Origin of the sequence: Sinorhizobium sp. B11, assembly GCA_039725955.1 — a bacterium.
Lineage (GTDB): Bacteria > Pseudomonadota > Alphaproteobacteria > Rhizobiales > Rhizobiaceae > Rhizobium.
Map to the genome: position 1 here is coordinate 158847 of CP091033.1, position 20313 is coordinate 179159.

22 protein-coding genes are annotated in these 20313 nt (G+C 59.4%); 11 read left to right on the forward strand and 11 right to left on the reverse strand.

From position 1 onward, the window contains the following. Positions 1 to 47: 47 nt before the first annotated feature. On the forward strand, positions 48 to 1232 hold the full coding sequence (locus LVY75_00720) for a GTP-binding protein (protein XAZ21387.1): 1185 nt from the start codon (positions 48 to 50) through the stop codon (positions 1230 to 1232). Positions 1233 to 1242: 10 nt separating this feature from the next. Here LVY75_00720 and LVY75_00725 read toward each other — a convergent pair whose 3' ends face one another. The 5 genes from LVY75_00725 to LVY75_00745 form a co-directional block, all read right to left on the reverse strand. Next, the gene (locus LVY75_00725; protein ID XAZ20521.1) at positions 1243 to 2424 is read right to left on the reverse strand and encodes a M20 family metallopeptidase; all 1182 of its coding nucleotides are present in this window, start codon (positions 2422 to 2424) and stop codon (positions 1243 to 1245) included. 85 nt (positions 2425 to 2509) lie between these two features. Next, the gene (locus LVY75_00730) at positions 2510 to 3289 is read right to left on the reverse strand and encodes an amino acid ABC transporter ATP-binding protein (GenBank protein ID XAZ20522.1); all 780 of its coding nucleotides are present in this window, start codon (positions 3287 to 3289) and stop codon (positions 2510 to 2512) included. Further along, the gene (locus LVY75_00735; protein ID XAZ20523.1) at positions 3286 to 4227 is read right to left on the reverse strand and encodes an amino acid ABC transporter permease; all 942 of its coding nucleotides are present in this window, start codon (positions 4225 to 4227) and stop codon (positions 3286 to 3288) included. The genes LVY75_00730 and LVY75_00735 overlap by 4 nt, the downstream gene beginning before the upstream one ends. Beyond that, positions 4224 to 5117, reverse strand: coding sequence for an ABC transporter substrate-binding protein (locus tag LVY75_00740; protein ID XAZ20524.1), 894 nt, complete (start codon positions 5115 to 5117; stop codon positions 4224 to 4226). The genes LVY75_00735 and LVY75_00740 overlap by 4 nt, the downstream gene beginning before the upstream one ends. A 45-nt stretch (positions 5118 to 5162) precedes the next feature. Beyond that, positions 5163 to 6134: a nitrate ABC transporter substrate-binding protein gene (locus tag LVY75_00745; GenBank protein ID XAZ21388.1), complete on the reverse strand. Its 972-nt coding sequence runs from the start codon at positions 6132 to 6134 to the stop codon at positions 5163 to 5165. A 100-nt stretch (positions 6135 to 6234) separates the two neighbouring features. Between LVY75_00745 and LVY75_00750 the strand changes: the two genes are divergently transcribed. After that, positions 6235 to 7563, forward strand: coding sequence for an aminotransferase class I/II-fold pyridoxal phosphate-dependent enzyme (locus tag LVY75_00750; GenBank protein XAZ20525.1), 1329 nt, complete (start codon positions 6235 to 6237; stop codon positions 7561 to 7563). A gap of 55 nt (positions 7564 to 7618) precedes the next feature. On the opposite strand, the gene LVY75_00755 is transcribed toward LVY75_00750, so the two are convergent. The 6 genes from LVY75_00755 to LVY75_00780 form a co-directional block, all read right to left on the reverse strand. Continuing rightward, positions 7619 to 7870: a hypothetical protein gene (locus LVY75_00755; protein XAZ20526.1), complete on the reverse strand. Its 252-nt coding sequence runs from the start codon at positions 7868 to 7870 to the stop codon at positions 7619 to 7621. Positions 7871 to 7945: 75 nt separating this feature from the next. Further along, positions 7946 to 8683 carry an antibiotic resistance protein gene (locus LVY75_00760; GenBank protein XAZ20527.1) on the reverse strand — a complete coding sequence of 246 codons (738 nt, stop codon included), beginning with the start codon at positions 8681 to 8683 and terminating at the stop codon, positions 7946 to 7948. Then, the gene (locus LVY75_00765; protein XAZ21389.1) at positions 8680 to 9837 is read right to left on the reverse strand and encodes a YcaO-like family protein; all 1158 of its coding nucleotides are present in this window, start codon (positions 9835 to 9837) and stop codon (positions 8680 to 8682) included. The genes LVY75_00760 and LVY75_00765 overlap by 4 nt, the downstream gene beginning before the upstream one ends. A gap of 47 nt (positions 9838 to 9884) precedes the next feature. Further along, complete coding sequence (locus tag LVY75_00770; protein ID XAZ20528.1) at positions 9885 to 10103, reverse strand: hypothetical protein; 219 nt, start codon at positions 10101 to 10103, stop codon at positions 9885 to 9887. A 12-nt stretch (positions 10104 to 10115) separates the two neighbouring features. After that, the gene (locus LVY75_00775; protein ID XAZ20529.1) at positions 10116 to 11954 is read right to left on the reverse strand and encodes a peptide antibiotic resistance protein; all 1839 of its coding nucleotides are present in this window, start codon (positions 11952 to 11954) and stop codon (positions 10116 to 10118) included. A gap of 8 nt (positions 11955 to 11962) precedes the next feature. Then, a complete protein-coding gene (locus LVY75_00780) occupies positions 11963 to 12397 on the reverse strand; it encodes a helix-turn-helix domain-containing protein (GenBank protein ID XAZ20530.1) in 435 nt (144 codons plus the stop codon). Between the two features lie 556 nt (positions 12398 to 12953). Here LVY75_00780 and LVY75_00785 point away from each other — a divergent pair. The 9 genes from LVY75_00785 (at position 12954) to LVY75_00825 (ending at position 20307) form a co-directional block, all read left to right on the forward strand. Beyond that, complete coding sequence (locus tag LVY75_00785) at positions 12954 to 13640, forward strand: dimethylsulfoniopropionate lyase (protein XAZ20531.1); 687 nt, start codon at positions 12954 to 12956, stop codon at positions 13638 to 13640. A 120-nt stretch (positions 13641 to 13760) separates the two neighbouring features. Beyond that, positions 13761 to 15044, forward strand: coding sequence for a cystathionine gamma-synthase family protein (locus LVY75_00790; protein XAZ20532.1), 1284 nt, complete (start codon positions 13761 to 13763; stop codon positions 15042 to 15044). Positions 15045 to 15171: 127 nt separating this feature from the next. Further along, the gene (locus LVY75_00795; GenBank protein XAZ20533.1) at positions 15172 to 15483 is read left to right on the forward strand and encodes a DUF2934 domain-containing protein; all 312 of its coding nucleotides are present in this window, start codon (positions 15172 to 15174) and stop codon (positions 15481 to 15483) included. Between the two features lie 449 nt (positions 15484 to 15932). Further along, positions 15933 to 16370 (forward strand): flagellar hook assembly protein FlgD, encoded by a 438-nt coding sequence (gene flgD, locus LVY75_00800; protein ID XAZ20534.1) that lies wholly within the window; start codon positions 15933 to 15935, stop codon positions 16368 to 16370. A 239-nt stretch (positions 16371 to 16609) separates the two neighbouring features. Beyond that, positions 16610 to 17224 carry a LysE family translocator gene (locus LVY75_00805; protein ID XAZ20535.1) on the forward strand — a complete coding sequence of 205 codons (615 nt, stop codon included), beginning with the start codon at positions 16610 to 16612 and terminating at the stop codon, positions 17222 to 17224. 49 nt (positions 17225 to 17273) lie between these two features. Beyond that, entirely contained in the window at positions 17274 to 17855 is a 582-nt protein-coding gene (locus tag LVY75_00810) for a TetR/AcrR family transcriptional regulator (GenBank protein ID XAZ20536.1), read from the forward strand. Between the two features lie 91 nt (positions 17856 to 17946). Continuing rightward, positions 17947 to 18576: a hypothetical protein gene (locus tag LVY75_00815; protein ID XAZ20537.1), complete on the forward strand. Its 630-nt coding sequence runs from the start codon at positions 17947 to 17949 to the stop codon at positions 18574 to 18576. A gap of 127 nt (positions 18577 to 18703) precedes the next feature. Beyond that, a complete protein-coding gene (locus tag LVY75_00820; GenBank protein XAZ21390.1) occupies positions 18704 to 19531 on the forward strand; it encodes a cytochrome b/b6 domain-containing protein in 828 nt (275 codons plus the stop codon). Then, complete coding sequence (locus LVY75_00825) at positions 19528 to 20307, forward strand: molybdopterin-binding protein (GenBank protein XAZ20538.1); 780 nt, start codon at positions 19528 to 19530, stop codon at positions 20305 to 20307. Before LVY75_00820 ends, LVY75_00825 begins: the two co-directional genes overlap by 4 nt. The last annotated feature ends 6 nt before the right edge of the window (positions 20308 to 20313 follow it).

A 20313-nucleotide genomic window follows, 5' to 3' on the forward strand; every position in this document is an offset into this window, starting at 1 on the left:
CGACGCAAACGCCAATCGCTCCGGGCGGCCATATCCAGGGCATGCCGATGAACGGGATCGAGCGGCTGCCGGTGACCGTGCTTGCCGGCTTTCTGGGTGCTGGCAAGACGACACTTCTCAGTCACGTCCTGAACAACCGGGAGGGTTTGCGGGTTGCCGTCATCGTCAACGACATGAGTGAAGTGAACATAGACGCAAGCCTCATTCGAGACGGCGGCTGCAACCTTTCGCATACGACGGAGGCATTGGTCGAGCTCAGCAACGGCTGCATATGCTGCACCCTGCGCAACGACCTGCTGACGGAAGTGCGGCGATTGGCCGAAGCGGGGCGGTACGATTATCTGTTGATCGAGGGTACCGGCATCGCCGAGCCACGCCCAATTGCAGCAACATTTTCCTTCCGCGATGAAAACGGTGTTTCGCTTTCCGATTTTGCGAGGCTCGACACGATGGTCACTGTGGTCGACGCCGCGAACCTGTTAGCCGACTACGGTACTGCCGATCTGCTTGCCGACCGGGGCCTGCAACGCGACGGCGAGGACCGCCGCACCCTCATCGACCTGCTGGTCGACCAGATCGAGTTTGCCGATATTGTGGTGATCAACAAGATCTCGGACGCGACTGAAGAGGTCCGCGCGGAGGTCCGCAAGATTGTTGCGTCCCTCAACCCCGATGCACGCCAGGTGGAGACGGATCTCGGCAAGGTCTCCCTGGCAACAGTTCTCAATACCGGCCTTTTCGATGAAGAAAAGGCCGCTGCGCATCCCTTGTGGCACAAGGAATTGTACAGCCCGGGCGAACATGTTCCGGAGACGGAGGAATACGGGGTATCGAGCTTTGTCTACCGCACGCGGCGTCCCTTCGACCCCAAGCGGTTTCGTGCATTCCTCGACGAGCCCTGGCCGGGAGTGCTGCGCGCCAAGGGCCATTTCTGGCTTGCCACACGTCCGCGCCACGTGGGCCTGATGTCGGCTGCCGGGGTGCAACGTCGCTGCGAACCCATGGGTCTCTGGTGGGCGGCCGTTCCGCGACAGGATTGGCCGAACCATCAACAGTTTCAGCAACACCTGCAGAGCCGGTGGGACAGCGCCTGGGGCGACCGCCGGCAGGAACTGGTATTCATCGGCGTTGGCATGGACGAGACGGGCGTGCGGACCGCACTGGACGATTGCCTCGCGAGCGCCGACCCGCGCGACTGGGCGGCCCTCGAAGATCCGTTCCCGGCCTGGTAGGCGAAGGCTCTCAGTCGTCGAGATAGCGTTCGGTCAAGCGCGCCCACATCGCGGCGCCCGCCGTCAGGGATTTGTCGGCAAAGTCGTATTTGGCGCTGTGCAGGATCGCGGATTCCACACCGTTGCCGAGCCGCAGGAAACTGCCGGGTTTGTGCTCGAGGAAATGCGAGAAGTCCTCACTGCCGGGGATGAGGTTGCAGAGGGCTACCTTGTCGGCACCGACCAGCTCTTCTGCAACCTTACGGGCGAATTCGGTTTCCGTCTCCGAATTGACGACCACGGGGTGTCCGCGCGTGTATTCGATTTCCGCGGTTGCGCCGTAACCGTCTGCAATCGTCTCAGTGAGCCTGCGGATCCTGGCCTCCAAGGTGTCTCGCACCTTCGGATCGAAGGAGCGGATGCTCAGCAGCAGTTTTGCACTTTCTGGGATGACGTTTGCGGCTTCGCCGGCGTGGATTGCACCGACCGTGACGACGGCGGTCTGTGTCGGATCGATGCTGCGGGAGACGACCGATTGCAGGCTGACGACGAGGTTGCAGGCAACGACCACCGGATCGACGGTCAGATGCGGCCGCGAGGCGTGGCCGCCCTTGCCCCTGATGACGATCTCGGCGCTGTCGGCAGCGGCCATCAGCGGGCCCGATCGCATCAGCCAGGTGCCCTCGGGTGCGCCTGGATGATTGTGCAGACCGAAAATGACGTCGAAGGGGAAGCGTTCAAACAGCCCGTCGGCGATCATGGCGGGTGCGCCACTCAATGCGCCTGCCTCTTCAGCGGGCTGGAAAATCAGATTGACGGTGCCGTTGAAGCGGCGCGTGCGCGCCAGATATTCGGCTGCACCGAGAAGGATCGTCGTGTGGCCGTCATGCCCACAGGCATGCATCTTGCCGGCAACCGTGCTGGCATAGGGGCGACCGGTCTCCTCTGTGATCGGCAGGGCGTCCATGTCGGCGCGGATGGCGATGCTCTTCTTTCCGGCTCCGACCGTCATGCGCGCAACCACGCCATGGCCCCCGACATTGCGGGTTACTTCATAGCCCCAGGATTCGAGCTTTTCAGCAACGAAACGGGCTGTTTCGGTTTCCTCGAAGGAGAGCTCGGGGTGGGCGTGGAGATGCCGGCGGATGGCCGTCAGCTCCGCTTCCATAGGTTCGAAATCGGAGAGGCGGGCAAAATCATTGTCGAGGGACATGGCAATTCCAGTTTGATGGGCGCGGTATCGCCGGCCGGCTCACGCTAAAGCCAGCCCGCAAGGCAAGAGCATGGGAGCCGCCGCGCTAGATGAAGCGCGACAGGAAGCTTCTGGTACGGGGGTGCTGCGGGTTGCCGATCACGTCTTCCGGCTTGCCCTGTTCCACGACCTTGCCGCCATCCATGAAGACGACGCGGTCGGCCGCTTCCCGCGCAAAACCGATCTCATGGGTGACGACGATCATTGTCAGACCCTGATTTGCCAGATCCCGCATGGTAGCGAGAACCTCGCCGACCAGCTCGGGGTCAAGTGCCGAGGTCGGCTCGTCGAAGAGCATCAGCTTCGGCTTGATGGCCAGCGCGCGGGCAATCGCCACGCGCTGCTGCTGGCCGCCGGAAAGCTGACGCGGATAGCTGTCGGCCTTGGCCGAAAGCCCGACCCGTTCGAGCAGCCTGAGGGCATTTTCGGTTGCGACCTTTCGGCTTTCGCCATGTATGCCGACCGGTGCCTCGATGATGTTCTGCAGCGCCGTCATATGCGGGTAGAGATTGAACTGCTGGAACACCATGCCGATCTTGCGCCGCTGCAGCGCGATCGCATGGTTCGACAGCTGCAGCAGCCGGTCCTTGTGCAGGCGGTAGCCGATCTGTTCGCCGTCCACCTCGATCGAACCCTGATTGATGGATTCGAGGTGGTTGATACAGCGCAGGAACGTCGACTTGCCGGAGCCGGAGGGTCCAAGGACGACGACGACCTCGCCGGGTGCAACGTCGAGATCGATGCCCTTCAGCACTTCCAGATCTGCGAAGGACTTATGGACATTGCGTGCCTTGACGAGAGGCTCGATCGTGGCGATCTCGTTCATGCGCCTGCCTCCGTTGCCTGTGCCATGATGGCCGCTTCCTTTACAGGCTTGGCAGCACCCGTGCGGCGATCGCCGCGGCTGTAATAGCGTTCGATATAGGCCTGACCGACATTGAGGACCGACGTGATGAGCAGGTACCAGAGGACGGCGACCAGCAACATCGGTACGATCTCGAAGGTGCGGTTGTAGATTGACTGCACCGAATAGAGAAGATCGGCCATGGCGATGACGCTGACGAGGGAGGTGGCCTTGATCATACTGATCAACTGGTTGCCGGTCGGCGGAACGATCGAGCGCATGGCCTGTGGGATGATGATGCGGCGAAGCGCGCGGATGCGCGTCATGCCAAAGGCTTCCGCCGTCTCGTACTGGCCCTTGTCCACCGAAAGCAGGCCACCGCGGATGATTTCCGCCATATAGGCGGACTCGTTGAGGGCGAGTCCCGCGATCGCGGCCGTCATCGGGCTGATCACCGAATTCGTATCCCAGCTCATGAAAGTCGGGCCGAAGGGGATGCCGATCGACAGCGTCGGAAAGAGCGTCGAAAGATTGTACCAGAAGATCAGCTGCACCAGGAGCGGTGTTCCGCGAAAGAACCAGATGAACAGAGAGGCGAGGGTGCTTGCGAGGTGATCCCTGGACATTCTCGCGACGGCCAGCACGAGGCCGAGAGCGATGCCGATGATCATCGCAACAACCGTCAGGCCAAGGGAGACGTAGAGGCCGCTGATGACGGTCGGGTCGAAGAAATAGTGTGCGACGACCGGCCAGCCGAAATTCTCGTTGTGCGCGACCGACCAGGCGCAGTAGGCGGCGATCGCAAGCGTGATGGCCCAGGCCGCAACGCGGCCTTTGGGGAAGGGCTTGTGGGCATGGGCCACGTCCCGGCTTCTCGCATCGCCAGGGGGCGATGCGAGTGTTTGCGTTTGTGTGCTCATTTCGGAAGCGTCCCACCGAGGTTGATGCCAGGCTCCTTGATCATATTGTTCTCAAGGCCCCACTTCTTCATGATCGCGGCATAGGTGCCGTTGTCCATCAGCACCTTGACTGCGTCACGCAGGACCGGGCCGAGGGGCGAGCCCTTTGCGACAACCGCGCCTTGGTAGAGGTTCTCGAAGCCGTTCTTCTGTCCGACACCTGTCAGTTCCAGCTGGCCGTTGGCCTGGGACACGAAATAGGTGAGCGGTGCCTGAGAGGAGAAGAAGGCATCCGACCGCTTGGAGCGGACGGCCAGGATCGAGCTCGGCTGGTCGGTGAAGGACTGCACTTCAATCGCGCCCTTGCCATCGGTCTTGCACTTTTCAGCCTGCACCTGGATGACCTTTTCGGCCGAGCCGCCGGCCATGACGGCAATGCGGTTGCCGCAAGCGGTATCGAGGGAGCTGATACCTTTCGGATTGCCCTTCTGCACCGAGAAGACCACGAATTCCTGCACCCAGTCGACGAAGTCGTTAGACTCTTCGCGGCTCTTGAAGTCGCCGACGGGACCGAAGGCAAACTGGTAGCGGCCAGAATTCACACCGGCGAGCAGCGCCGGCAGGCCGCCGACGGTCTCATGCTCGATCTTGACCCCGAGAACCTGGCCGAGCGCATCGGTCAGATCGGCGCTTGCGCCGGTCATTTCGGTGCCCGTGACGATTTCATAGGGAGGAAACGAGCCATTGTTGACGGAGATCATCTTGCCGGACGTGCGGATCGCTTCGGGCAACTGCGCATGGAGCGCATCGTTGACCGAAAGCTTGGGCAGGGCCGCGTCTTCAGCGAAGGCCGTTCCCGAGATCATCACCGCGCTCGTCAGAGCAAGGCATGCAATTTTCCTGATCGACATTGTTCATTCCCCTGTTTGGTTCGAATTATGCGTTTCGTCATGCGCTCACCCGATGCGGCTACCGTCCACATCGAAGGAGAAGAGATCCTCCGGCGTCATCAGCTGCGGCAGGATGCCCTGGACGTGAAGCTCGTTGGCGAAATCGGCGATCATCTTGCGGTTGACCGCAAAGCCGCTGGCTTCCCAGCCGGCCGGGAGCTCGGCCGCAGATTTCAAAAGCTCGTCCATCATGAAGGGCGAGGTGTCTGCGTATTTGCGGCGTTTGCTCAGCCACATCCGCTGCGATTCATCGATCAGCTTGCTGAGTTCTTCGATCACCCACGGGTTCTGCGCGACGATGCCCGCTTTGATGCCGATCAGATGCATGCCTGGAACATAGCCCACATCGGCGAAATATCGACGTTCGGCACTTCTGAAATCGGAAACGACTTGCCGGAACGGCGATCCGCCGCCGAAGTAGCCGTCAGGCATGAAAGGCGTGAAGATCGCGTCAAGGAAGCCTTCCTCGAGCAGGTCGACCATGGGACGCTCACCGGGAGCCGCTTCGATGCGGCCGGGCCGGCCGAACCCGTCGAGGCGATCGACCACCGGATGCGCTTGCGTCAGGCGGCCCGCATACCACATGGCATCATCGACGCCGACACCCTCGCGGCGCAGCGCCGCTCTGGTCCATGTGTTTCCGGAGTCGCGCCATCCGGTGACGCCGATGCGCTTTCCGGCCAGTTCACCAAGTTCGGTGACGGGGCCGTCCTTGCGGGTGATGATGCAGCGGTGACGGAAGCCGCGCATGATGAAGTTCGGAATGCCGACGACGCTCTCGTCGCCATCGATGCGCAGCTGCGTATAGCGGCTGAAGGACATCTCCGCGACATCGTAGTCGTCGCTCTTGCCGAGATGCGAGAGCAATGTGCCGACGCGTTCGACCTTGATATCAAGCTTGGGAGAGGAGACATCGCCGAGAACCAGGGGCGTCATGTAGTCCCAGTCACGCAGGGCAAGTCGCAGGCTAAGAGGCATCGGCATTCACTCGCAAAGACCTTGTTTTCGAGATAATTAAATGTTCAAATTTGTCTGATCAAATGTTATTACGTTATTGAACATTAAAAGTGGTGATTAAATGAGCGATGTTGTCGATGCGGCGTGGTTTGCCCAAAAATTGACCGATCGGACAATTCGAGGAATTGCGATTGAAACCAGTGCCTTGATCCGGGCCGGGGCGCTTCCCGTCGGGACGAAGCTGCCGCCGATCCGCGATCTCGCCTTTGCGCTCGGAATCAGCCCGGCAACGATCTCAGAGGCCTGGAGCGAGCTGAGACGTCAGAAAATCATTAGCGGCAGGGGACGGAACGGCACCTGGGTGAGCGGCGACCGTTTCGTGGCAAAGCCAGAACGGCTCGGCAGTTCCGGCCGTTATGGAGCCGACGTGCTCGACCTGACATCGGCGGTACCGGATGTCCGGCTTTTGCCGCAGCTTACGCAAGCCATGGCCTACGGAGCGTCGGCGGAAAATCTCAACAGCTATGAGCGGAGCCGTATCCTTCCGGAGCTCGAAGAGATTGTGCGAAAGACCTGGCCATATGAACCGGAGGCATTCCTGGCGACGAACGGGGGCTACAACGCAGTCTACACGCTCATCCAGGCGCTCGTCATGCCCGGTGCCTCCGTTGCGATCGAAGATCCGACCGCCATGCGGCTTCTTGATATTCTGGAGGATCGAGGCGTGCGGATCCTTCCGGTCCAGTGCGATAGGGAGGGGCCGCAGCCTGCATCTCTCGAAGCCGCGATGAAGCTGCGGCCCGTCGCCTTCATCTTTCAGCCGCGGCTTCACTCAGTGACCGGTCAGAACGTCAGCAGCGAGCGATTGCAAAGGCTTGGAGACATTCTCGACGGCACCGACACGTTGATCGTCGAGGATGACGGTGTCGCCGACATTTCCACGGCTCCGCGTCATTCACTCGGCGGCCGGTTTGCCGACCGGACAATTCATATTCTCTCTTATTCAAAGACGCATGGTCCGGATCTGAGGCTTGCCGTGCTCTCAAGCTCGCGGGCGATCGTCGAACAGATACAGTCCTACCGCAGCTTCAGCGCTGGCTGGACAAGCCGTATTCTCCAGGCGGCCACGGCTTGGCTTCTGAGGGACCCTCTGACGGAAGCCTCGTTGCAGCGCTCTCGTGACATTTATTTCCGGCGTCGGGCCGATCTGGTCGATGCCCTGGGCGAGCGTGGGATCGAGGCGCAGCATGGCAGCGGACTATGCGCCTGGGTGCCAGTCTCATCCGAACCCTTCGCGATGGTCACGCTGGCGGCGCGGGGTATCGCGGTTCATCCCGGTGCGAAATTCTCCATCCTTCCAAGCGCACATCTTCGCGTGGCAACGGCCATCCTATCGGATCGCGTAGATGCCGTGGCCGACTCGATCGCCCTCGCGGCCAGTCCGGCCTAGTCTTCGGCGTCCTGTGGCTTTCGTATAGTCACTGGCGCATCAGCGGTAGGGCGAATCAGTGCAGCTCGATATTCATGTCCGAAAGCAGAGGCTCCAGACCGGGAAGATCCGCATCGGTTGCCCTGCGCAGCTCGCGCGTGACCGCCGTCAATGCCGCGTCGAGAGATTGAGCGCTCGGTCCGATCTTCAAATCTTCAGCGACCGCTTTTGCATAGGTGATCATCCGAGCCAAAGCCATCAGCTCGTCAAGATTGTCCATGGCTGCCGCCGATTCGTACAGGCGCTTTCCCGACCCTATGACCGACATATCGATTCTCCAGATTGCCCAGGGGACAATAAGGACAGTTCGGTACTAAAGTGTGTGAAAAACGCGTGAAACACGTTATGGGTGTAATGGCGCTCGAGCCTTTAAGCGGGTCAGTTGTTCTGACCAAAGCGTGGTTCTTCTGAATTCCCAGTCGCGATTTGTCGACACGCGCTGATCATCCCGGTCGCGAACAGCTTCGAGAAGAGCGAGGGCGTCGATCCGTTTCTGGTCGATCGTGTGCATCCTCAGCATGTCGAGCCAATACTGTTTTCGCGATGCCGGTATTGCCGCACATGCGCGAACGATGAGAGCCCAGGTTCTCTTTTTGAAGAAGATGTTTAGAGCTGCCTGTTCGAGAGCCAGGCGAAAGGCCTTATCGAAGAGCCGCAGCCTTTCCATCTCGTCCAAAGTGCTTCTCACATTGACCATCGGCACGGTCAGCGCTCTGCTGCCCAATTCTATCGGCTCGTGTAGAAGCGCGACATCGGCATCATCGACGACGGCTCCGCTGACATAGTCGTTGTAAATCCTGCCAATGCCGATCATTCCAAACGCCCGGCATTCGGCTGCGCGCAGCGCTCCCATGCTGGCGGCGCCGAGGACCGTGACATTAAGGGAAAGGGCGAAGAGAATTTCCTTATGCCAAACCGGGGCGGTATTCTCAAAGCCGCCGTCTACCAAGCCAACGATGTTGGCGCCATCTTCCACCGCCCTTAGCACATCTCCCTGCACAGCCGGCGGGCGGAGAGCGATATCCGTGGCGGCGTGCTTGGCCGCGTCAGGCAGGCTCGGGCCAATGAAGACGACTTTCACGCGCGCATAGCCCTTGCAAGGGCCCGCTGGCCGAAACGATGAAGCCTGTTGCCTGCCGGGTTTTCAAGATCGGGTATGAATATCTTCACCACCGAAAATGGAAGGTTTGCTGGCGTCAGGGGGAGTGCGATTACCGAGCCGATCCCGCCGGCGCGAAGTCTCTCCAGCAATTCCTGCAACAGATCCGACACGGTCCCGGCTGGTCTTGCGATGGCGGCCGCAGAGACCGAAGCGGGGACGGCAAGAAAGGCACTGCGGGTCTGTATCGGAAGCGGTGTCGTGAACAGTTCGGGCCAGACATCGTCGCGGGCGCCGCTGATATAGGTCAGTCTCGACTGAAGCGCTTCCGTTACAGCGCGGATTGCCGCTCGCACGCCCCAGGGATGAGCGCCGCTTCCGCCTGTAACCTCGACGAACCGGAGCGGTATTTTGCCGTTGATTGTTGATGGAGCGACGAGCGCGGTAAAGCAGGGGATACCAATATCGCTCGTGATATCGAAGAGTTTCAAGATGAGCCCCGCGGCCTCGATCCTGTCGATCAGGTCTGAGAGCGCGGCATCGGCAAAACTTCTCGGATCGACGCAGGATGCGTCGCGCTGGTGATCGCTGACGATCTGCCACAGGACGTGGGCATCGCGCTCGACGCGCTCCAGGATGCCATGAAACATTGCCTCTTCAAGTGTATTGCCCGAGGCAAGCCCGTCCGACGACATCCAGAAACGGTTCGGTCGCGTCCGATCGAGGAGGGCGGCATCCTGTGGAACATGGATCGGTCGATCGTGAAGCAATTCGGTTGCCAGGCTCCAGGTCAGCACCTCGTCTTCGCCCACGGTCTGCTCTCCGCTTGCGATCAGGCAATCGAGCGGTTCGGCGCAATCGCCTCGGCGTCGCAGGTCACGCGCCGATGAAACCGTAGTGGTGGTGATTGGCTCACCTGCCACAGCGCGCTCCAAGGCTTCCATCGCCGCCGAGACCTTGGCGTCGATATCCTCAAGTCCTTTGCCTTGAGCGATGACAATGGAGCGGGAGTTTGGCGTATAGGCGCACCAGACCGGAAGACCGACACAATCAAGATCGGTCTGTCGTGACAGGCGCGTGATGCCCATCGCCTCCAAATAGGGCGCGACGCGGGACAACGTGTCCCGCGGCGCAATCGTTCGATCGGAATAAAGGTCGGATTGACCGGTCAGCGTCGCGCGCCTTAGCCGTCCACGTGGCCGGAGAAGACCGTATCAGCCGAGGAGACGGCAATCGCGAAATCGACATTCTTGATGAATACGCCGCCGGCATCGCGCTGCTTGACGGCTGCCGCCAGATCACCGCTGGCAGGCACCTGCACCGGTGTTACGGTGCCCGCGGCGATATCCACGAGCCAGAGTCCCTTTTCGCCTGTTACGCCCAATACAACAACTTTTGCCATAGTATTTCTCCCTTAGGTTTTTGAAAATCCGGCCTTGAAAAGACCGTCCCGGTAAAGCTCTTTTTGCCACCGCTCCTTGAAAGGCACCAAGGCGAGCCATTTCTCGACCTCGAAAGCGGGATTGAGGAGCTCGGCGCGTTGCCGATAAAACTGCGCCCGTTTTCGATCGCCGATCATCGCGCAGCTGGCCGCCGCAATGCGATAGGCTGGTGCCTTGTCCTTCATCCGATCGACAAAGCCGAGCGCGTCTTCGTAGCGTTCAAGGAAGTAGCTCGCCCCGGCCGCGCACCAGAGGTAGGCGTCGGGTGCGATCGGATTGAGCGAGATGGCTTTCTTGATTTTCTCCAGCGCATCTTGCGGCCGCGATGCATGGACCAACGTGTCCGCATGGCTATAGATCACATCGGCATAATGCGGGCTGAGGCTTTCGGCGAGGTCAAGTGCTGCAACGCTGTCATCGACCGCTCCCCGGTAGAGCTTCGCAACACCCAGTTCCCGATGCCCGGCTGCCGATTCCAGATCCCTCTCTATCGCACGAAGCGCCTGATCTTCCGCAAGCTGCAGCAGGGCGGGATCGCCTTGCGCAGTCACCAGCCACTCGCTGGTGAATGTCCGCGCCAGGCCTGTGAAAGCAGGGGCATAGTCTGGCGAAAAATGCAGTGCGCGCTTGAAGGATTTCCGGGCACGGCGGATGTCCGGCAGGCTGAGCTTGGTGAGCAGGCCTGCGCCGACGAGATAGGAATGATAGGCCTGCGGATCAGCCTCGTTACGAAGACGAATGCTTTCATTTCGTTTCAATTGTCCGGAGACGGCGTCGGCAAGTCTCTGGGCAATCGAGCGCCTCTGCGCCGGCAGCGTTTCTACCGCCATGTCAAATCGTGCCGCCCACAAAATCTCGTCGGTTGGAAAATAGATAAGTTGCGCATACAGGCCCTCTCCGGAAAGCCGCGTATCCAGGAGGTAGGAAATCGAGTGCCGCTGAACGATCGTGGCCTTGTCGGAGTCGCGACGAATCTGCTCGGCCGTATGGGGTGCGACGACGGATATGTTGCGCAGGGCGCAGAGCTCGATCGTGACATCCTCGATGAGGGCGTCAGCAATTGACGCCTCCCGCGACAGCGCCGTTGCACCCGGAGGCAGCAGCACAAGCCGCGGTGTTGATGCTGCGGTTATGATTTGCGGCATTCCGGCGCCTTGTTGCTCGGAAATGCGGCTGCTTGCCATTGCCACGGCGCGCGCCGCCTGTGGCCGGTATTGCGAATGATCGTCCGCCGTACCGCGAAGGACCGAGCGGATCTGCTCGTCACCGGGAAAGGCTTCAAGAAGCTGAAGTCCCGAGCGGCGCAGAAGGCGACGTTCCTCGTCATCGCGGATATGATCCGCGGCCTTGACGAAGATATCCCGCAGGGTGAGCAGATGGAGTTGCCGTTCGCGCTCGATCCACCCATCGATTGCTCTGGTTGACGCGTTCAGACCGGGAATGAAGCCACGTTGCACGAGATCGCTGACGGCCGCCAATTGCGCAACCGGCTGTTCTTCCTGGCGCAATATGTCGAGATCAACCGATAGGACATTCTTGTTCAGGGTGACGAAAGGCGGCCCGAAATTCAGGATCTGTTCGTCGGATGTCGTCGTATCGCGAATGCGCGATATCAGCTTCCGCAAATTGAGATCTGCAAGATGATCTCCCGTCTCGTTCCACAAGAACCGCGCAAGCTCTTGTCGGCTGCGCTGCTGGTCCGGCGAGCAATGCAGATAGGCAAGCATCACCAGGGCCTTGACCGGATAGCGGATCGGCGCGCCCAAGCTGTCCGTCAGTCGCAACTCGCCAAAGGTCTGGAGGTGAACCACAAGAGCCCTCAGGCGCCAGTTTCGGGATGGATGATGTCGTCACTGTCAGGCTGTGTGCTCCTGGCCAGGCTCTTGGCAAGGGCAACGAGCTTCTGCCGGATAGCCGGGCTCTCTATCGCCATGAAGGCTCGGTTGAGGGCTTGGGCATCCTTCGACGTCAAGAACGCGTTCAGATCATCCTTGCCGTTGCTGACAAGGTTATAGGTGGTCGGCTCGGTGTCATTTTCGAAGAAGAATTGAACGGGTACGCCCAATGTCTCGGCGATCGTTTGCAATCGGCTCGCGCCAATGCGGTTTATGCCTTTTTCGTATTTCTGGATCTGCTGGAAGGTAACGCCGATTCGCTCCGCAAGCCCGACCTGCGACAGCCTGAGCAATTTGCGGCGTGCCCGCACCCTGCTGCCGACATAGGTATCGATCGATGTGGGCGACTTGGCCTTCATGGCTGGAACCTCCGGTCAACGGCGATCATTGCGAGGTTTGCGCCAAAATGCAACCGAAAGTAATATAATAATTTCTGTGATCGACGCTGCAGCACCAGTAACGCTTTGTTGAAAATAGCTTTTCTTTATCGGAATCATTCGGTTGAATAACTCTGATCTGGGCCAGGACAGTAAAAATATTGGCTAGGAACTGTAAATCCTGGAAAAGCTTCCCTTGTCCGCTTTCGCGTGAAATAGGCCGGGTGCTTTCCTCGCAGGATAAGGCGTGGAAGAAAGCGTCCTGAAGTTGGTTTGCGAGAAGGGGTTGCAACGAGCAGTTCCGACGATCGGTCTAGGGTCGTGTAGCGGAACCGACTGCATGAAGTTGTGCATAACAAGGATTGCTCAATGCGCGCCGCGATGGCGCCATTTCGCGGATATAAAGGCCTGATGTCGTCATCCACAAGAGCGTGGACCTCCGTCTTCGTGATCGTCAATTTTGGCTGAGGCAGATTGATCAGAGTCCTTGCCGGATCTGGGTGGGGCACTGTAGGGAAGGTCCTCCACGGAGAACGTTATGGGCAGGACCATCAAACGAGACGCAGATCTACTTATCACCGACGAGAAAGAGCCGGTGAAACACAGGCTGCGCGAGCGAGGTGCTGCCGAACGGCCGGTGGAGCTCGAGAATTTCCTGAACCTGCTGGCCCGCGCGATGCTGCATCCTTCGGCCTCGACGATGGCGAGTTTTGTCGCGGGAAAAGTCTTTCAAAAGCTGGAACGCACAGGAACGCTACGCGACAAGCGGCTCCCCGATACGGGTATCCCTTCAGGCCTCGAAGCGGCTCTTCAAAATGCAATCGCTGCTCGAGACATCTACGCCGAAGTGGCGCAAAGTGTTTGGCGTCTTGCGGAATCGCTCGTTTGGATCAGAGGCAGAAGCGGACCATTTGCCAGCCTGAATTTTGAAAGGGCCCATGCGCATAGCGTGATTGTTGGCCCGGGTGGCCTGGAAGACCGGGCGGATATCCGGGTCGGCCTGACCTACATGGAACCCTATAGCCGTTTTCCGGATCACGTGCAGCGGTTTTCAAGGGCCTTCCTGCTGCTTTCTCCCTGCGAGCTTTCGATCGCCGGGGAGAGCTGGTTTTCGACCGGAATAGGCGGCGTCTTTGCTGCTGAAGCGGGCCAGTCCTTTGCCATGCGTTGCACCACCACCCCGCTTCTGGCGGTCTGGTGCCACGTTGAAGAGATCGGAAGGTGAATGGCAAATTTGCCGAGCTGGTCGTGAGGGGTGTTTCTCTGTTGCTGCAGCGCTCCAGATATTAGAAAGGCGCAGGCACGTTGTTGATGCCGGAAAGCCGCTAATTGAGGGAGACGTTCCATGACTGCACCGCATCCTCCAAGAACCCATATCGGCAATCATCCCCTGCATCCGGAAACCCAGATGCTCAACTATGGCTATGATCCGGAACTCTCCGAAGGTGCGGTCAAGCCGCCCGTCTTCCTGACGTCCACCTTCGTTTTCAACTCCGCCGAAGACGGTCGCGATTTCTTCGACTATGTCTCCGGCCGGAAAGAGCCGCCGGAAGGCAAGGGTGCAGGTCTCGTCTATTCGCGCTTCAATCATCCCAACAGCGAGATCGTGGAAGATCGTCTGGCGGTCTACGAGCGAGCCGAGAGCGGCGCGGTGTTTTCATCGGGAATGTCGGCCATCGCGACGGTACTGCTCGCCTTCGTTCGTCCGGGAGATGCGATCCTCCACTCGCAACCGCTTTATGGCGGGACAGAAACATTGCTTGCGAAGACCTTCCTCAATCTTGGCGTTGCCGCCGTCGGCTTTGCAGACGGCGTCAGCGAGGCCTCGGTAAAGGCTGCGGCCGAGCAGGCAATGGCCAAGGGCCGCGTTTCGATTATCCTCATCGAGACGCCGGCAAACCCGACCAATAGTCTTGTCGACGTCGCGATGATCCGACGGGTTGCAGATGTGATTGGTCAGAAGCAGGGCCATACACCTATCGTCGCCTGCGATAACACGCTGCTCGGCCCGGTCTTCCAGCGCCCGATAGAGCATGGCGCAGACATTTCCCTCTATTCCCTGACCAAATATGTCGGCGGCCATTCGGATCTGATCGCCGGAGCAGCACTCGGCAGCCGGGCGTTGATCAAGCAGGTGAAGGCGCTTCGCGGTGCCATCGGCACGCAGCTCGATCCGCATTCATGCTGGATGCTCGGGCGCTCGCTCGAAACGCTGCAGATCCGCATGGAGCGGGCAGACAGCAATGCGAAGGCAGTGGCGGATTTCCTGAGGCAGCACCCCAAGGTCGAGACGATCCATTACTTGCCTTACAGCGATCCCGGCTCTGCCGTCGGCAGGACATTCGCCGCCCAGTGCAGCGGCGCCGGTTCGACATTCTCCTTCGATATCCAGGGCGGCCAGCCGGCCTCGTTCCGGTTTCTCAACGCGTTGAAGATCTTCAAGCTTGCCGTCAGCCTCGGCGGGACGGAATCCCTGGCATCGCATCCGGCGACCATGACCCATTCAGGCGTACCGGCCGAGGTACGTCAGCGCATCGGTGTTCTCGATGCAACGATCAGACTGTCGATCGGCATCGAACATCCAGACGACCTCATTGCCGACCTCACCCTGGCACTCGACGCAGCGTAGGTCGCAACCTTCAGCGTCGCTGCCAACAGCGCACCGGATGACGCTGGGAAATGCGCGCGTAGCCATTGCCGTTGGAGCGCGGCGCGCCATCTGATTGCTCCTGGCAACAGCTTGACGGGAGGGTCAGATGGCATCGAATGAGGATCGTATCAGACAGCGCGCCTACGAGATTTGGGAACGGGAAGGTCGGCCACACGGCGAAGATCTGAAGCATTGGCTCCGGGCGTTTCAGGAAATCGCGGCGAGCGGCGAGGCTAACCGTCAGCCCGCCAAGAAGTCTCGCCCAAAAAAGGCCACCACTGCTGGCACTCCTGCGAAGCCGAAAAGCACAGCGAAGGCTAAAAGCGTTGGGAAGACCAAGAGCGATGCCCAGAGTGTTTCTACGACACCTCCGCCGGCGAAGCCCGCCAGGGCATCCGGGGGCGTCACAAAGCACTGAGTCAATCGGGCCGATATCGCGCGCCGACCTTTAGCTCGTGTCCTGTGCTGTCTTCTTGCGTCCGATAGGTCGTGCCTGTCGGATACGACGAACCCAGGTCTCGAAATGCGGCTGCGCGGCCAGAAACGTCGGCGAGTTCTCGACGAACCATATCCATCTTTCGAGCCTCCGGCTGGATGATCTCCGTCACCGACGGCGGTCGGCCAAGCGATAGCCTTTGGGCGGTAATGTGAGGGCGGCACGTGGCGGCCATGGCGAGAAGGCAGAACTTGCCCTGGGCAGAAGTCCCCATCTTTCAACATTGACATTGAACCTACTAGAAGGTAGGCATTTGATACGCTTCCGCATACATATCTTCACGCAAAAACCCATCGCTTAAACTACCGACTAGTAGGTAATTAATGTCGGTATCACACGCTTCCAACTGACCCAAACAACCGAGATCGATTATGACGACAAGTTCTCTCACGGGCCTCGGCTCTTCCACGGCGGGCAACCCGACCACCGCGCAGCAGAAGGCGATGGTGAACTATGACGACTTCCTGCAGCTCCTCATCGCGCAGTTGAAGAACCAAGATCCGACCGATCCCGTGGATGCCGGTGAACAACTGGCCCAGCTCGCCAGCTTCTCGCAGGTCGAACAGACGATCCAGACGAATCAGAAGCTGGATGCCCTGCTGGCAGGTTCCAGCCTCGCTCAGGCCGAAGGCTATATCGGCAAATATATCGAGAGCGCGGATGGCACGGTCAAAGGTACGATTGCTTCCGTCAAGATCTATAGCGACGGAATCATAGCCACAACGACGGAGGGCGGGAAGATTCTTATCCAGCCTGGTGTCAGCCTCTCGCAACCGGACGGTAGTAACGCAGCGAACGAAGGACCCTGACCTTCACCGAGGCACTTTTGCGCCGCGGAAAGATCTTTCGGGCAAAGATCTTCGGCGAGTGTGCGCGACACATCTGCGAAACCAATCGTTGATCGGCTGTCTCCGTCCAAAGACCCGCAGTGCCCTTCCCATCTGACGCGCTCCAGCGCAGCCAGGGTTACGGGAGTTCACCGGATCAGCCACGCTTGCTTCCATGATCGATGTGGCCACAGCAGGCATCCTGCCGCCGGGAAGAAAATATGACCATTGAGATTCTTTTACCGCTGTTTCTATTCGTTTTTGCGGCGACCATCACACCCGGCCCCAACAACGTTATGGTCATGACATCAGGGGCAAATTTTGGACTTAAACGCTCGCTGCAGCATCTCCTCGGAATTTCGGGAGGAGTTTCGGGAATAGTCCTCGTGATGGGCCTGGGTCTTATAACGCTTCTGGACGCCGCTCCGTTTCTGGTTGGACTATTTGAAATCGCGTCAGTCCTCTATCTTCTGTGGCTTGCATACAGGATCGCAACTGCGCAGGCGGCGAGAAACAGCGCCGCGGGGGCAAGGCCCCTATCGTTTGTCGGTGCCGCGGCCTTTCAGGTGATCAATCCCAAAGTCTGGGCAACCGGGCTGTCGGCGATAACCCTGTTTGATCCGGATCGTTCGATCGGTTCGGCAATGATAATTGCTGCTGCCTACGGAGTGATCGGTCTCCTATCCAACGTGATCTGGACCTGGACCGGCACAGTTCTGAGGGGATGGTTGTCGATCGGGCGCAGGTTGAGGTTCTTCAACGTTACGGCTTCTGTCCTGCTCGTTGCGTCCCTCTACCCCGCCATTCATCATGTTCGGGATATTTTCCAAAAATAAAAGGGGAAGTGAGGTTGATTGTCTACCTACTAGAAGGTAGAAATTATTTATGAGCAATCTTTCGACTACCTATGACGAAATCCTGGACAGTGCAGAAAAGCTGATCGTATCGGGCGGCTATAACGGGTTCAGTTATGCCGACATCGCTGCCGTTGTCGGAATCCGCAAAGCCAGCATCCATCATCATTTTCCAAGCAAGGTCGATCTAGTGCGCACGCTTGTCGCCCGCTATCGCGCAAGGGCCGAGACTGGTTTGGCCGAGGTTGAAAGCAGGTTCAGCGATCCGCTCGAGTTGCTGAAGACCTATGCCGGTTTTTGGGCGCAATGTATCGAGGATGCGAGCCGTCCATTTTGTGTCTGCGCGCTTCTTGCAAGCGAGCTGCCCGCCCTTCCTTTGGAGGTGGCGATCGAAGTGCGGGCCTATTTTCAGCATCTCTCCGAATGGCTGACATCGGTCATCGAGCGCGGTGACCAGCAAGGATCCCTGGTAATCTCGTGCCCGGCGCGCATAGAGGCGGAGGCTTTCATGGCCACTGTCCATGGCGCAATGCTATCGGCACGAGCCTATGGGACGCCCGCTGTCTTCGAACTTATTCTCGAGCCTAGTCTTCAACGGCTGCGGCCGCGATGATCTCATTCCTGTCGGCGGGGCGGTGCGTCGACGGAAATATCTGGCAAAATAGCGCCGTCGAAACTACCAACTAGTAGGTAAGGAATCTCACATGTTGCGCAGACTTCTTCCAGTCATCATGGTCGCCGGCTTGGCCGGCATTCCGGCAACCCTTGTTTCGCCAGCCTCTGTCCAAGCCGAAGAGAAAAAGGCCGAACTCCACATCCGAGGCAGTGTCGTCGACTTCGCAGGTTCTAACTTGAAAGTGAAGACGCGCGAGGGAGAAACCGTCGATGTCGCTCTCGCCGACGGCTGGCAGGTTGCCAGCGTCGCCAACGCAAAGGTCACCGACATCCAGCCCGGAGACTACGTAGGCATCGCCTCCCTGCCGAAGGATCAGGGTGGAGATGGCGCTCTCGAAGTTCTGATCTTTCCGCCCGCGCTCAAGGGAGCCGGCGAAGGAAGCTTTGGATGGGACCTCAAGCCGAACAGCAGCATGACCAATGCCACCGTCGCCGATGCGGTCAAGGATGTCGATGGACGGACCGTTACCGTGTCCTACCACGGCAAGGAAAAGAAGATTTCCATTCCTGACGGCACTCCGGTGGTGACCATCGCCCCTGCAACCAAAGACGACCTGGTTGCAGGGGCGATGGTCTTCATATCGGCCGAGAAGGCCTCGAGCGGCACAGTCGCGCATCGCGTTATCGTCGGCAAGAATGGCGTGGTGCCTCCCATGTGAGCCACGTCGCCGCCGGTCGGCTTCCGCCCCCATTGGCCGACCGGCGGCATCCAGCATTGCAATACACCCAACAAATCAACTCGACCGGAAGGCCGCATCCGTGAGCGACAGTCCCGACAACGACAATATGCGATACTCCCGGATCCTGATGATCCATCGTCATTCCCTAGTCACGCGGCTGACGCATTGGCTGAACGTCATCTGCCTGAGTGTCCTGCTCTTGAGCGGATTGCAGATTTTCAACGCTCATCCCGAACTTTACTGGGGGCACTATGGGGCAGACGGGGATCCAGCTGTCCTGACGATCGGCTCGAGCGGACAGGGCGACGATATCAGTGGTTTCGTCCGGATCGCCGGCGTCGAGGTGCCGACATCAGGTGTTCTGGGCGTCTCGACCTTCGAGGGGAGCCCGACGCCGCGGGCATTTCCGGCCTGGGCGACCATTCCATCGTTTCAGGATCTCGCAACCGGCCGCCGCTGGCACTTCTTCTTTGCCTGGGTGTTTCTAGTCAACGGCATTTTCTATCTTGGCTTCGGCATCCTGAGCGGCCATTTTCGGCGTGACCTCGCACCGGCGCGCAGAGACCTTTCCCCGCGTCATCTGTGGCGCGAAATCCTCGACCACGCACGTCTGCGCTTCCCGCGAGGGCAAGAAGCGAAGCACTACAATGCGCTCCAAAAGCTCACTTACCTTGCCGTGATCGTCATTCTGCTGCCGACCATGTTGCTGACCGGCCTGACGATGTCTCCCGGCTTTAATGCCATCGTGCCGGCCCTGGTGGATATTTTCGGCGGGCGCCAGTCGGCGCGCACGATCCACTTCATGACCGCAACGCTTCTCGTCCTCTTCGTGCTCGTCCATGTGGCGATGGTCGTGCTGTCGGGAACCTGGAACAACATGCGCTCGATGATCACGGGTCGCTATGCCATCAGAGAAAAAGGTCCACATTCATGACACGCGACTTTCTGACCCGCAGGCGCTTTCTTATCGGCAGCACGCTCGGCGCCTCGGCACTCACGCTCTCAGGCTGCGACATACTGGAACAGAACGCCGGCGTGGCAAGCGTTATCCGCTCGGCCGAAAATCTGACGATGAAGGCGCAAAGGCTACTGCAGGGACGCGATGCTCTCGCCCGCGAATTTGCCGAGACGGACATTTCTCCCTCTTTCCGCGTGAACGGCACGAGCGCGCCTGACAGCGAAGACTATGCCGAACTCGTCGAAGGCAAATTCGCAAACTGGCGATTGAAGATCGACGGTCTCGTCGATCGGCCTCAGGAACTCTCCCTCATTGATCTCAAGAGGCTTCCGGCTCGCACCCAGATCACCCGCCATGACTGCGTCGAGGGGTGGAGCGCAATCGGGAAATGGACGGGAGTTCCGCTTGGGGCCGTCCTGAGCTCGGCAGGACTGAAGCCGAACGCTCGATTTGCGGTCTTTCACTGTGCCGACGAGCTGGAGAAGACACTCGATGGAAGTGGCCGCTACTATGAGAGCATTGACCTCATCGACGCGTTCCATCCGCAGACCATCCTAGCCTATCAGATGAACGGGAAGGATCTGTCCGTCGGTCATGGCGCGCCTCTCCGGCTGCGGGTCGAACGGCAACTCGGCTACAAGCAGGCCAAATACATCATGCGCATCGAGATCGTCGACAGCTTTGCCGGCCTGTGGGGCGGCAATGGCGGTTTCTGGGAAGACCGCGGCTACGAGTGGTACGCAGGGATCTGAGCGATC

Bases quoted from the DNA above. Each gene is read 5' to 3' on its own strand.
- LVY75_00770 (XAZ20528.1), bottom strand. From the start codon at position 10,103: ATGGCAAAAGTTGTTGTATTGGGCGTAACAGGCGAAAAGGGACTCTGG.
- LVY75_00725 (XAZ20521.1), bottom strand. From the start codon at position 2,424: ATGTCCCTCGACAATGATTTTGCCCGCCTCTCCGATTTCGAACCTATG.
- LVY75_00745 (XAZ21388.1), bottom strand. From the start codon at position 6,134: ATGCCTCTTAGCCTGCGACTTGCCCTGCGTGACTGGGACTACATGACG.
- flgD (XAZ20534.1), top strand. From the start codon at position 15,933: ATGACGACAAGTTCTCTCACGGGCCTCGGCTCTTCCACGGCGGGCAAC.
- LVY75_00740 (XAZ20524.1), bottom strand. From the start codon at position 5,117: ATGTCGATCAGGAAAATTGCATGCCTTGCTCTGACGAGCGCGGTGATG.
- LVY75_00825 (XAZ20538.1), top strand. From the start codon at position 19,528: ATGACACGCGACTTTCTGACCCGCAGGCGCTTTCTTATCGGCAGCACG.
- LVY75_00790 (XAZ20532.1), top strand. From the start codon at position 13,761: ATGACTGCACCGCATCCTCCAAGAACCCATATCGGCAATCATCCCCTG.
- LVY75_00735 (XAZ20523.1), bottom strand. From the start codon at position 4,227: ATGAGCACACAAACGCAAACACTCGCATCGCCCCCTGGCGATGCGAGA.
- LVY75_00780 (XAZ20530.1), bottom strand. From the start codon at position 12,397: ATGAAGGCCAAGTCGCCCACATCGATCGATACCTATGTCGGCAGCAGG.
- LVY75_00720 (XAZ21387.1), top strand. From the start codon at position 48: ATGAACGGGATCGAGCGGCTGCCGGTGACCGTGCTTGCCGGCTTTCTG.
- LVY75_00820 (XAZ21390.1), top strand. From the start codon at position 18,704: ATGCGATACTCCCGGATCCTGATGATCCATCGTCATTCCCTAGTCACG.
- LVY75_00805 (XAZ20535.1), top strand. From the start codon at position 16,610: ATGACCATTGAGATTCTTTTACCGCTGTTTCTATTCGTTTTTGCGGCG.
- LVY75_00815 (XAZ20537.1), top strand. From the start codon at position 17,947: ATGTTGCGCAGACTTCTTCCAGTCATCATGGTCGCCGGCTTGGCCGGC.
- LVY75_00785 (XAZ20531.1), top strand. From the start codon at position 12,954: ATGGGCAGGACCATCAAACGAGACGCAGATCTACTTATCACCGACGAG.
- LVY75_00755 (XAZ20526.1), bottom strand. From the start codon at position 7,870: ATGTCGGTCATAGGGTCGGGAAAGCGCCTGTACGAATCGGCGGCAGCC.
- LVY75_00730 (XAZ20522.1), bottom strand. From the start codon at position 3,289: ATGAACGAGATCGCCACGATCGAGCCTCTCGTCAAGGCACGCAATGTC.
- LVY75_00810 (XAZ20536.1), top strand. From the start codon at position 17,274: ATGAGCAATCTTTCGACTACCTATGACGAAATCCTGGACAGTGCAGAA.
- LVY75_00750 (XAZ20525.1), top strand. From the start codon at position 6,235: ATGAGCGATGTTGTCGATGCGGCGTGGTTTGCCCAAAAATTGACCGAT.
- LVY75_00795 (XAZ20533.1), top strand. From the start codon at position 15,172: ATGGCATCGAATGAGGATCGTATCAGACAGCGCGCCTACGAGATTTGG.